At 60.1% G+C, this 11,735-nt stretch carries 9 protein-coding genes; 5 read left to right on the plus strand and 4 right to left on the minus strand.

Annotation, left to right across the window (positions count from 1 at the left end; genetic code table 11):
* Positions 1-40: 40 nt before the first annotated feature.
* From hutI to hutU, 4 genes are read left to right on the plus strand one after another with little or no spacing between them, the layout of a single operon-like run.
* The gene (hutI, locus tag P0D52_RS05865; protein ID WP_394694491.1) at positions 41-1,243 is read left to right on the plus strand and encodes an imidazolonepropionase; all 1,203 of its coding nucleotides are present in this window, start codon (positions 41-43) and stop codon (positions 1,241-1,243) included.
* Positions 1,240-2,757, plus strand: a complete 1,518-nt coding sequence (gene hutH / locus P0D52_RS05870) for a histidine ammonia-lyase (protein ID WP_394694492.1) — start codon at positions 1,240-1,242, stop codon at positions 2,755-2,757. The genes hutI and hutH overlap by 4 nt, the downstream gene beginning before the upstream one ends.
* Positions 2,757-3,563: an N-formylglutamate deformylase gene (gene hutG, locus P0D52_RS05875; RefSeq protein WP_394694493.1), complete on the plus strand. Its 807-nt coding sequence runs from the start codon at positions 2,757-2,759 to the stop codon at positions 3,561-3,563. The genes hutH and hutG overlap by 1 nt, the downstream gene beginning before the upstream one ends.
* Complete coding sequence (gene hutU, locus P0D52_RS05880) at positions 3,563-5,230, plus strand: urocanate hydratase (RefSeq protein WP_394694494.1); 1,668 nt, start codon at positions 3,563-3,565, stop codon at positions 5,228-5,230. The genes hutG and hutU overlap by 1 nt, the downstream gene beginning before the upstream one ends.
* Here the strand turns inward: hutU and P0D52_RS05885 are convergent.
* The 4 genes from P0D52_RS05885 to P0D52_RS05900 are packed head-to-tail and all read right to left on the minus strand — an operon-like array spanning position 5,227 to position 10,186.
* Positions 5,227-5,487, minus strand: a complete 261-nt coding sequence (locus tag P0D52_RS05885) for a hypothetical protein (protein WP_394694495.1) — start codon at positions 5,485-5,487, stop codon at positions 5,227-5,229. The two genes, hutU and P0D52_RS05885, sit on opposite strands and share 4 nt — an antisense overlap.
* 8 nt (positions 5,488-5,495) lie before the next feature.
* Positions 5,496-6,545 (minus strand): 2-oxoacid:ferredoxin oxidoreductase subunit beta, encoded by a 1,050-nt coding sequence (locus tag P0D52_RS05890; RefSeq protein WP_394694496.1) that lies wholly within the window; start codon positions 6,543-6,545, stop codon positions 5,496-5,498.
* Between the two features lie 3 nt (positions 6,546-6,548).
* Positions 6,549-8,384 (minus strand): 2-oxoacid:acceptor oxidoreductase subunit alpha, encoded by a 1,836-nt coding sequence (locus tag P0D52_RS05895; RefSeq protein ID WP_394694497.1) that lies wholly within the window; start codon positions 8,382-8,384, stop codon positions 6,549-6,551.
* Positions 8,381-10,186, minus strand: a complete 1,806-nt coding sequence (locus P0D52_RS05900; protein WP_394694766.1) for an FAD-dependent oxidoreductase — start codon at positions 10,184-10,186, stop codon at positions 8,381-8,383. Before P0D52_RS05900 ends, P0D52_RS05895 begins: the two co-directional genes overlap by 4 nt.
* A 191-nt stretch (positions 10,187-10,377) precedes the next feature.
* Between P0D52_RS05900 and P0D52_RS05905 the strand changes: the two genes are divergently transcribed.
* Positions 10,378-11,580: a glycine C-acetyltransferase gene (locus P0D52_RS05905; RefSeq protein WP_394694498.1), complete on the plus strand. Its 1,203-nt coding sequence runs from the start codon at positions 10,378-10,380 to the stop codon at positions 11,578-11,580.
* Positions 11,581-11,735 lie beyond the last annotated feature (155 nt).

Raw genomic sequence — 11,735 nt, forward strand, 5'->3', positions numbered from 1 at the left:
TCACCTAGTGTAGGGATTCTCGACGAGTTGGGGAGAGCATATGCGCGTCGATCGCACATTCACGAACGCCCGGCTGGCCACAATGGCTGGCGATGTGCCCTATGGCGCGATCAAGGATGGTGCGCTGGCGGTCCGCGACGGTCGCATTGTCTGGGTCGGGCAATCGAACGACGCGCCGGAATGCGATGATCAAACCGACCTTGAGGGGCGGTGGGTGACGCCGGCTCTTGTGGATTGCCATACGCATCTTGTCTTTGCGGGTGACCGGTCTGGCGAATTCGAGCGCCGCCTCAATGGCGAGAGCTATGAAGCGATTGCGAAATCCGGTGGCGGGATTGCGGCAACGGTGGAGGCCGTTCGCCATTCAGGTGCGGCGGACCTTGCCGCCGCCACCTTGCCGCGGCTTGATCCACTGATTCAGGAAGGGCTTGGAACTGTCGAAATTAAAACGGGTTATGGATTAAACTTCGAGTCCGAACTGAATATGCTCAAGGCCATTCGCAGCCTGGGTCTGGTGACGGGCTTGCGGGTGCAATCCACCCTCTTGGCGGCCCATGCCATCCCGCCTGAATATGCCCGCCGCGCCGATGGCTATATCGATGACATCTGCCTGCCCCTGATCCGGGAAGCGGCGCGCGAGGGCCTCGCCGATGCGGTCGATGCCTATTGCGAAAAGATCGCTTTCACGCCGGAACAGACGCGCCGCGTGTTTGAAGCGGCTCGTGAAGCGGGCCTGCAAATCAAGCTGCATGCCGACCAGTTCAGCGATTCAGATGGCGCAGCGCTCGCGGCCGAGTTCGGCGCGTTGAGCGCAGACCATCTGGAATACACGTCCGCAGCGGGCGTAGCCGCCATGGCCAGGGCCGGAACCGTTGCCGTCCTGTTGCCCGGAGCCTTCTATATGCTGGGCGAAACGCAAAAACCGCCCATGGAGGCGCTGCGCAAGGCGGGTGTCCCGATGGCGCTGGCGACAGATGCCAATCCGGGCTCATCGCCTGTGCTTTCCCTGCTGACGATTGCCAATATGGGCTGCACGCTTTTCGGGATGACGGTTGAGGAAGCGCTGGCGGGCATTACGCGAGAGGGTGCCCGCGCGCTTGGACTGCAAAACGAGATAGGCACGATCGAGGTCGGCAAGAGGTGTGATCTGGCCGTCTGGGATGTCGACAATCTGGCGCAATTGATCCAATGGATCGGCGCGCGTCCGCTTCACGGGCGTATACTATCCGGAGACTGGGCATGACGGTAACGCTTCGACCGGGCGCGATGACGCTCTCTGACTGGCGTTCAATCTATCGCGGGGCAGATGTCAGCCTTGATCGCGGTTGCAAGGGCGATGTGGCGCGGGGCGCAGAAGCGGTTCAGGAATTGCTGGCGTCCGGGCGCGCGGTCTATGGTGTGAATACCGGTTTCGGCAAGCTGGCGCAGAGCCGGATTGCGAATGACGAGCTGGCCGAGCTTCAAAAGCGTCTGGTTCTGTCGCACGCCGCCGGTGTCGGCGCGCCCATGCCGGCGAAAATCGTCCGGCTGATGATGGCTCTGAAGATGTCGTCGCTGGGACGCGGCGTGTCGGGCGTGCGTTGGGAGGTCATCGCGGCCCTCGAAACCATGCTGAAAGCCGATCTGACGCCCGTCATACCGTCTCAGGGCTCTGTTGGTGCCTCGGGTGACCTTGCCCCGCTTTCGCAGCTGGCGGCGGCTCTGATCGGCGTCGGGGACGTCCGGGTCGGTGATCAGACAATGACTGCGGCGGACGGGCTGGCAAAAATCGGGCTTTCACCGCTCGAACTCGGCCCCAAGGAAGGCCTCGCCCTGCTGAATGGTACGCAGTTTTCAACCGCCTATGCGCTGGCCGGACTGTTTGATGCCGAGCAGGCATTCAAATCAGCTCTGATCACCGGCGCGATGAGTGTGGATGCCGCCCAGGGCTCGATGTCGCCCTTCGATGCGCGCATTCACGACTGCCGGGGCCATCAGGGGCAGATTGATGCCGCGGCGGCCTATCGCGCGCTCCTGGCGGGCAGCCAGATCAATGAGTCGCATATCAATTGTTCCAAGGTGCAGGACCCGTATTGCCTGCGCTGTCAGCCGCAAGTGATGGGGGCGGCGCTCGGCGTTTTGCGTCAGGCGGCTGCAACGCTGTCGACCGAGGCCAATGCCGTCACGGATAATCCGCTGATATTCCCGGAGGGTCCGGATGCGATTTCGGGCGGGAATTTCCATGCCGAGCCTGTCGCGTTCGCTGCCGACATGATTGCGCTGGCCATTTGCGAGATCGGCTCGATGTCGGAACGGCGTCAGGCGATGCTGGTGGATCCGAACCTCTCTGGCCTGCCCGCCTTCCTGTCGCCGGCACCGGGGCTCAATTCCGGCTTCATGATTCCGCAGGTGACGGCTGCGGCGCTGGTCAGCGAGAACAAGCAACGCGCTACGCCGTGCAGCGTGGATTCCATCCCGACTTCCGCCAATCAGGAAGATCATGTGTCCATGGCCGCGCATGGCGCGCGCCGCCTGATGGATATGACGGCCAATCTGGAGGCCATCGTTGCGCTGGAATGGCTGACCGCCACACAAGGCATGGATTTTCATGCGCCCATGACCTCTTCCGAATTGCTGGAAACGGCCAAGGGCAAGCTGCGGGCCGAAATTGCCATGCTGGAGGATGACCGCTTCTTTGCGCCGGATATTGCGCGCGCGACGGAAATGATCGGGCAGGGCGTGTTGGCGGATATCTGCGATCTTCCGGGAGCCGTGTAATGGCAGATCTGTTTGCGCTGCGTGAGGGGCAGAGCCCGCTGATCATCAATATCCCGCATGCCGGGACGAATGTGCCGGAAGATACTCTCATCCGGATGACGCCGGCGGCGCGCAAATTGCCGGATACGGACTGGTTCGTGGACCGGCTCTATGCCTTTGCAGCGGATCTGGATGCGACCATCCTGAAAGCAAATGTGTCGCGCATGGTGATCGATCTGAACCGTGATCCATCGGGCCAGTCGCTCTACCCCGGTCAGGCGACGACCGGCCTGGTGCCGACCGAATTGTTCGATGGCGCGCCGGTGTATGAAGGCGACGAGCCAGACGAAGCGGAAATCGAGCAGCGCCGCGCGACCTATTTCGATCCCTATCACCAGGAATTGAGCGAGCAGATTGCCCGTATTCGCGCCATCCATGGCTATGCGGTCCTGTATGATGCGCATTCCATCGCCTCGAACGTGCCGCGCCTGTTTGACGGTGAGCTGCCCGTTCTGAACCTTGGCACCAATGACGGCGAGACCTGCGATACGGCGATTGCCCGTGCGGTGATGCAGGTGATGCTGGATCAGGATGAGTATGAGACCGTTGCGAATGGCCGCTTCAAAGGGGGCTGGATCACCCGCACCTTCGGTGTGCCGCGCCATAATCTCCATGCCTTGCAAATGGAGCTGGCGCAGCGGGCCTATATGGACGAGGCCGCTGTACGCTATGACGAGGAAGCTGCGGCAAAGCTGCAGCCCCTCTTGAAAGATATACTCTCTGCTGCGCTGGCCGCAGCCGAACACCTGCACTGGGAGCATGACTGATGTCCGGACGCCGCCTCGATAATGCCCGCACCATTCGCGCGAAAACCGGCCCGGAGCTGGATGCGAAATCCTGGCTGACCGAAGCGCCCTTGCGGATGCTGATGAATAATCTCGACCCTGACGTAGCGGAAAAGCCCGAAGAGCTGGTCGTTTATGGCGGTATTGGCCGGGCGGCCCGCGACTGGGAGAGCTTTGACCGGATCGTCTCGACGCTCAAGCGGATGGAAGATGATGAAACCCTTTTGGTACAGTCGGGCAAGCCGGTGGGCGTGTTCAAGACCCATGCGGATGCGCCGCGTGTGCTGATCGCCAACTCCAATCTGGTGCCGGCCTGGGCGACATGGGAGCATTTCCGCGAGCTCGATAAGAAGGGTCTGATGATGTACGGCCAGATGACGGCCGGATCATGGATCTATATCGGCAGCCAGGGCATTGTGCAGGGCACGTATGAGACGTTTGCAGAGGTCGGACGCCAGCATTTCGGAGGGGATCTGAAGGGCAAGTGGATCCTGACGGGGGGCCTCGGCGGTATGGGCGGGGCCCAGCCGCTGGCTGCAACCATGGCCGGTGCGTCCATGCTCGCCGTGGAATGCCAGCCCTCGCGGATCGAAATGCGTCTGCGCACGCGCTATCTGGATGAGCGTGCCGATACGCTGGATGAGGCCATTACGATTATCGAGACCGCGCACAAGGAAGGGCGCGCGGTATCTGTTGGCCTGCTGGGCAATGCGGCCGAGATTTTCCCGGAAATGGTGAAGCGCGGTATCCGGCCGGATGTGGTCACCGACCAGACCAGCGCGCATGATCCGGTGAATGGATATCTGCCGGCAGGATGGACGCTGGAGGAGTGGGAGAGCAAGCGCGAAACCGATCCGGATGCAGTGTCCAAAGCGGCAAAAGCCTCCATGGCCGAGCAGGTGAAAGCCATGCTGGCTTTCCACGAAATGGGCATTCCGACATTTGATTATGGTAATAATATCCGTCAAATGGCGCTGGATGTTGGTGTAGAACATGCGTTCGATTTTCCCGGCTTTGTGCCGGCCTATATCCGTCCGCTCTTTTGCCGGGGCGTTGGGCCGTTCCGATGGGCGGCGCTGTCGGGCGATCCTGAGGACATCTACAGGACTGACGCTAAGGTCAAAGAGCTGATCCCGGATGATCCGCACCTGCACCAATGGCTCGATATGGCGAAGGAACGCATTGCCTTCCAGGGTCTGCCCGCGCGGATTTGCTGGGTCGGGCTGGGCCAACGCGACAAGCTCGGCCTCGCCTTCAATGAGATGGTTGCCAGCGGCGAGCTGTCCGCGCCGGTGGTGATCGGCCGCGATCATCTCGACTCCGGCTCTGTGGCTTCGCCCAATCGCGAAACCGAAGCGATGATGGATGGTTCGGACGCGGTCGCGGACTGGCCGCTGCTGAATGCGCTGCTGAATACGGCGTCGGGCGCGACCTGGGTCTCGCTCCACCATGGCGGCGGGGTGGGCATGGGCTATTCCCTGCATTCCGGCCAGGTGATCTGCTGTGACGGCACGCCTGAAGCCGCGGCGCGGATCGAGCGCGTGTTGTGGAACGACCCCGGCACCGGCGTCATGCGCCATGCCGATGCGGGTTATGACATCGCGAAGGATTGCGCGCGCGCGCAGGGGCTGGATCTGCCGAGTGTTTAGTCGCAAAGCGCAGTCAAATAAGGGTATAGCTCTTCGTAGGCATCTAAAACGCTATCAAAACCAACGCCGAGGTGATTATTAGCTCTATAGTAGAAAAACAGCTCAGCTCGAACCTCGTTGAACGTCTTTCGTGGTTTGTGCGTTGCTATTTCGGCAACTTTCTCAAATGACCCAAAAACGGAATATGCTGAAAATTCAGTCACAAATTTCTTGATCGCGTCACGGTCGCCAATGGCTGGAAGCTCATTACGTTTCATCGGGTTGCCTAAGCATACCCGTCCATCAGCTCTTTGAGCTTGGCCGATCCCGGGCAGAGTTTGGAATGGTCAATCGCGTTCAGCGGCGTGTCCGGAATGTGGTTCATCTCGCCCATGTCGGGGCGGCTTTCATCGATATAGATGAGGCCGGTCGGGATTTCTGATCCTTCCAGATTCTTCAGCAGGTCGAAGGCCGCATCGCGGTCGCGCGGATCATGGCTCTTGTCGGTTTTGCGCAGGACCACATCGCCGCCATTGTGCATGGGGATGGTGATGGCCTCGCCTTCGGCGTAGTCCGCCGTGATCTCGGTTTCTTCCGGTACGAAATCGGCGTGGATGACCGGGTGATAATATTTGTAGGTATGGGCGTAGGATTTGGTGGAGCCGGCGTGGTCGTTGAAGGTCACGCAGGGGCTAACGACATCAATCACGGCAAAGCCGCGATGCATGAGGCCGGCCTTGATCAGCGGTACGAGCTGTTCCTTGTCGCCGGAGAAGCTGCGCGCCACAAAACTGGCACCCAGGGTGAGGGCGAGCCGCACCGGGTCAATCGGGGTCTGTTCATTGACCTCGCCATATTTGGCGCGGGTGCCGATATCCGCCGAGGCCGAAAACTGGCCCTTGGTGAGGCCATAAACGCCGTTGTTCTCGATGACATAAAGCATGTTGAGGTTACGGCGGATGGCGTGCGCAAACTGGCCGAGGCCAATGGAGAGCGAGTCGCCGTCGCCGGACACGCCGATATAGTGGAGGTCGGGATTGACTGCCGCGGCGCCGGTCGCCACCGACGGCATACGGCCATGCACCGTATTGATGCCGCTCGACTGGCCCAGGAAATAGGCGGTGGTCTTGGATGAACAGCCAATGCCTGAAATCTTGGCGGCGCGGTGCGGTTCCAGATCCAGTTCGTGGAAGGCGCGCACAAAGGCGGCCGTGATGGAGTCATGGCCACAACCGGCGCAGAGCGTGGAGGCCACGCCTTCGTAATCGCGCTGGGTCAGGCCCTGCTTGTTCTTGCGGAGATGCTTGTCGACGAGCGGTTTCTTGATCGAGGTCATGTCTTACGCCTCCGCCTGACAATGGTCAGTGATCATCCGCGCAATCAGTCCGGTATCAGTCGGCATGCCGGAATAATCGAGAATTGGGATGAGCTGTTTTTTCTCTGCCGCCGTCTCGTTGATGAGAAGCTGGCGCAACTGGCCGTCGCGGTTTTGTTCAACTACGAAGACCGTGTCATGCTCGGCGATGAAGGCCTCGATATCCGAATGCAAGGGGAAGGCCTTTACGCGCAGATAATCGAAATGCAGGCCGTCCTGCGCCATGCGGGCGATGGCCTCGCGCACGGCGGCATCACACCCGCCGACGGTCAGGATGGCGCGCTTGGTCGGCTCGGCCGCCTTCTGGATGACCGGGCCGGGCAAATGGTCGGCCGCGTTTTTCCACTTTTGCAAAATCCGGTCGAGGACTTCCTGATAGGCTGCGGAATCCTCGGTATAGCCGCCGAACTTGTTATGGCCGGAGCCGCGCGTGAAGAAGGCGCCCTTGGGGTGTTCGCCCGGAATGGTGCGATAGGGAATGCCGTCGCCATCATAATCGAAATAGCGGTAGAATTTCTCGATATTCTCGAGGTCTGCCGCATTGAGCACCTTGCCGCGATCCGGCTGGCGGCTGTCATCCCAGTCAAAGCGCGGGACCATCCACTCATTCATGCCGATATCGAGATCGGAGAGCACGAAGACGGGGGTCTGATAGCGCTCGGCGGCATCGAAGGCATCGACGGAAAGCTCGAAGCATTCCTTGGGATCGGCCGGGAAGAGGACGATATGCTTGGTATCGCCATGGCTGGCATAGGCGGCCAGCAGGATATCGCCCTGCTGGGTGCGGGTGGGCATGCCGGTCGACGGGCCGACGCGCTGGATATCAAACAGGACGGCGGGCACTTCGGCATAATAGGCAAAGCCGATGAACTCGCTCATCAGGGAAATGCCGGGGCCGGAGGTTGGCGTGAAGGAACGCGCGCCATTCCAGTTGGCTCCGATGACCATGCCGATGGCGGACAGCTCGTCTTCCGCCTGGATGATGCAGTAGTTGTTCTTGCCGGTTTCCGGATCGACGCGCAGCTTCTGGCAATGGTTCTTGAAACCGTCCATCAGCGAGGTGGAGGGCGTAATCGGATACCAGGCGCCAAAGGTCGCGCCGGCATAGACGCAGCCCAGCGCGGCCGCGTCATTGCCCTCGATCAGGATGCAGTCCTTGGTCTCGTCCATCGGCTCCACCCGCAAGGGCAGGGCGTCATAATTGTTGGTGATGTAGTCATGGCCCAGCATCAGCGCCTTCATATTCGGCTCGATCAGCTTGGGCTTGGCCTTGAAGGTGTCTTCCACCAGGGACTGGATGACATCCATATCGATGCCGGTCAGGGCGGCGACCGCGCCGACATAGGCCATATTCTTCATCAGGACGCGGGTGCGGGCGTTCGCGAATTCGCTATTCGTCATCTTCGCCAGCGGGACGCCGATGACGGTGATGTCCTCGCGGCCATGCAGTTTCGGGCGCGGCCAGGTGGAATCGTAGAGCAGGGCGCCGCCCGGCGAGACGGTCTTGAGGTCCTGCTCATAGCTTTCCAGATTCATGGCGACCATCAGATCGACATTGCCGGACCGGGCCGTCCATCCGTCTTTCGAGACCCGGATTTCATACCAGGTGGGCAGGCCCTGAATATTCGACGGGAAGAGGTTCTTGCCGACGACGGGCACGCCCATGCGGAAGATCGACTTCATCAACAGGCCGTTGGCGGACGCCGATCCGGTGCCGTTCACATTGCCAATCTTGATGACAAAGTCGTTGACCTTCACTTCGGTTGAACCGGCGGCATCGGGTTGGGTCTGAACATTCATTCGGCCGCTCTCCGGCTGGCACTTGCTGCAAGCTCGTCATCGGCATGCGGCAGGAAGATGGTGGATTTCTGCATGTCCCAGGCGGCGGTCGGGCAACGCTCGGCACACAGACCGCAATGCAGGCAAAGGTCTTCATCCTTTACCATGACGCGGGCCGTATTCGGCAGGCTTTCGGACACGAAAAGCGCCTGATCCAGATTGTCGGCAGGGGCCGATAGCCGGGTGCGCAGGTCTGCCTCTTCGCCATTGGCGGTAATCGTCAGGCAATTGACAGGACAGATATCGATACAGGCATCGCATTCGGTGCAGGCGGGTGCCGAAAACACGGTCTGCAGATCGCAATTGAGACAGCGTTCCACCTCGGTCTTGATCTGCTCCGGCGTGAAGCCCAGCTCGACTTCGATATCCAGCGTCTTGAAGCGCTCGGCGAGATCGACTTCCGGCATGTCGCTGCGGGCATCCGGATCATAGTCGTTGGAATAGGACCATTCATTCGGCCCCATCTTGGCGGTTTCCAGATTCAACCCGCGCGGCAGGCGGTCATTCACGTCCTCGCCCATGCAATGCTTGTGGATCGAGATGGCGGCCTGGTGGCCATGCTCGACCGCCCAGATGATGTTGAGCGGACCAAAGGCGGCATCCCCACCGAAAAAGACGCCCTTGCGGGTCGATTCAAACGTGGTCTTGTCGACAACCGGCGTATCCCATTTGTCGAAGTCCATGCCGATATCGCGTTCAATCCAGGGGAAGGCATTGTCCTGACCGATGGCGAGGATGACATCGTCGCAGGGGATGGTGACTTCGCCGGTCTTGAGCGTGTCGGTAATCTTGCCGCGCTCATCGACATCATACTCCATGACCTCGAAGGTCATGCCGGTCAGCTTGCCGTTTTCCGTCACGAACGCCTTGGGCGAATGATTGACGATGATCTCGATATTCTCGTGCTCGGCATCCTTCAATTCCCATGGGGAGGCCTTGAAGAATTGGCGCGGTTTGCGCGCCATGACCTTCACACTGTCTGCGCCGAGACGCAGCGAGGTCCGGCAGCAATCCATGGCGGTATTGCCGACGCCGATGATCAGCACCTTCTTGCCGATCTCCTCGATATGATCAAAGGCGACCGATTCCAGCCATTCAATGCCGATATGGATATTGTCGGCGGCGTCCTCGCGGCCGGGAATGTCCAGATCCTTGCCCTTGGGCGCGCCGGACCCAACAAAGACTGCGTCATAGTCCTCGTCGAGCAGGGCTTTCATCGACTCGATCCGGTGGCCGGTCTTCAGCTTGACGCCCATGTCGAGAATATAGCCGATTTCGTCATCCAGCACTTTTTCCGGCAGACGGAAGGAGGGGATGTTGGAAATCATCAGGCCGCCGGGTTTTTCCAGCCCTTCGAAAATGGTGCAATCATACCCAAGAGGCGCGAGATCGTTGGCGACCGTCAGCGAGGCAGGGCCGGCACCGATCAGTGCGATCTTCTTGCCATTGGCCGGCATGACCTCCGGCATGAGGTGTTTGACCTCGTCGCGGTGATCTGCGGCGACGCGCTTCAGCCGGCAAATGGCCACCGGCTCGTCCTCGACGCGTGTGCGCCGGCAGGCGGGCTCGCAAGGGCGGTCACAGACCCGGCCGAGAATGCCCGGAAAGACATTTGAGCGCCGGTTCATCATATAGGCGTCGGTATAGCGGCCTTGCGCGATCAGGCGGATATAATCCGGCACCGGCGTATGGGCCGGGCACGCATGCTGACAATCGACGACTTTGTGGAAATATTCCGGATCACTGGTATCCGTTGGCTTCATGGCCATGCAATCCTTCAAGGCGAATAACGCGCCCTGATCCCTCCCGGCGAAACACTGATCCACAGCTAAAACCAGTTTATCGGCACTGCCAAGGAAAACCGGCAGGAAATCAGACCGTTTGTCGGCGGCGAAACGATTGAACCGAAACGGGCATCCGGCTATGTGTCGCGCAAACCCCGATGGAGACCGACATGTCCGACGCCTTTTTTACGCACATCCAGGAAACGCTGAAGGAGATCGAGGCGGAGGGCCTGTTCAAGCGCGAGCGGGTGATCGCGTCGCAACAATTCTCCGAAATCGATGTGCAGCAAAATGGCGAAACTGATCATGTCATCAATTTCTGCGCCAATAATTATCTGGGGCTGGCGAATCGTCCCGAGCTGATCTCGGCTGCGAAAGATGCATTGGACGAATACGGGTTCGGGGTGGCGTCCGTCCGCTTCATTTGCGGCACCCAGACGGTTCACCGCGAGCTGGAAAAGGCGATTGCCGAGTTTACGGGGCAGGAAGACGCCATCCTCTATGCGGCGGCTTTTGATGCCAATGGCGGCGTATTCGAGCCATTGCTGGAAGCCGAAGACGCGATTATTTCGGATGCGCTGAACCATGCTTCGATCATTGATGGCGTTCGCCTCTGCAAGGCCAAGCGTTTCCGCTATGCGAATTCCGACATGGATGATCTGGAGACCCAGCTGAAAGCGGCGGATGCGGCTGGCGCGCGTCACAAGCTGATCGTGACGGACGGCGTCTTCTCCATGGATGGCTATATCGCCAATCTGAAAGATATCTGTGATCTGGCGGACAAGTATGGCGCTCTGGTCATGGTCGATGATTGTCATGCGCATGGCTTTATGGGCGCGAAAGGGCGCGGCACGCCGGAACATTGCGGCGTGATGGGCCGGGTCGACATCATCACCGGCACACTCGGCAAGGCGCTGGGCGGCGCGATGGGCGGGTTTACCGCCGCGCGCAAGGAAGTGATCGACCTCCTGCGTCAACGCTCGCGGCCCTACCTGTTCTCGAACTCTCTTGCGCCTTCCATTGCCGGGGCCTCGCTAAAAGCGCTGGACATGGTGGCCAAGGGCGACGATCTGCGCGCGCGTCTGTTCGAGAACGCCAAACGTTTCCGCAAGGGCATGACAGAAGCCGGCTTCGACCTGTTGCCGGGGGAGCATCCAATCATTCCGGTAATGCTGGGCGATGCGGCGCTGAGCCAGAAAATGGCCAACCGCCTGATGGAAGAGGGCGTCTATGTGATCGGCTTCTTCTATCCGGTCGTGCCCAAGGGCAAGGCTCGCATCCGGACCCAGATGAGCGCCGCCCACACGCCGGAACAGATCGACCGGGCCATTGCGGCCTTCACGAAGGTGGGGAAAGAATTGGGTGTGATCTAGGCGCACCCAGCGTCATCATCCGGCTTGTCCGGATGATCTGATGAGATCCTCCGAATAAATCGGAGGATGACGCAGAGTTAGATGACAGGTGACGACGCTGCCATAATCTAGTACCAATCGGAGTGCATTTTCGCCCGGGAAGCGAATTTGCATCC

Source organism: Hyphobacterium sp., from assembly GCF_043584775.1.
Lineage (GTDB): Bacteria > Pseudomonadota > Alphaproteobacteria > Caulobacterales > Maricaulaceae > Hyphobacterium.

Coding starts and splice junctions, on each gene's coding strand:
- hutI (WP_394694491.1), top strand. CDS start 41: ATGCGCGTCGATCGCACATTCACGAACGCCCGGCTGGCCACAATGGCT.
- hutH (WP_394694492.1), top strand. CDS start 1,240: ATGACGGTAACGCTTCGACCGGGCGCGATGACGCTCTCTGACTGGCGT.
- hutG (WP_394694493.1), top strand. CDS start 2,757: ATGGCAGATCTGTTTGCGCTGCGTGAGGGGCAGAGCCCGCTGATCATC.
- hutU (WP_394694494.1), top strand. CDS start 3,563: ATGTCCGGACGCCGCCTCGATAATGCCCGCACCATTCGCGCGAAAACC.
- P0D52_RS05885 (WP_394694495.1), bottom strand. CDS start 5,487: ATGAAACGTAATGAGCTTCCAGCCATTGGCGACCGTGACGCGATCAAG.
- P0D52_RS05890 (WP_394694496.1), bottom strand. CDS start 6,545: ATGACCTCGATCAAGAAACCGCTCGTCGACAAGCATCTCCGCAAGAAC.
- P0D52_RS05895 (WP_394694497.1), bottom strand. CDS start 8,384: ATGAATGTTCAGACCCAACCCGATGCCGCCGGTTCAACCGAAGTGAAG.
- P0D52_RS05900 (WP_394694766.1), bottom strand. CDS start 10,186: ATGAAGCCAACGGATACCAGTGATCCGGAATATTTCCACAAAGTCGTC.
- P0D52_RS05905 (WP_394694498.1), top strand. CDS start 10,378: ATGTCCGACGCCTTTTTTACGCACATCCAGGAAACGCTGAAGGAGATC.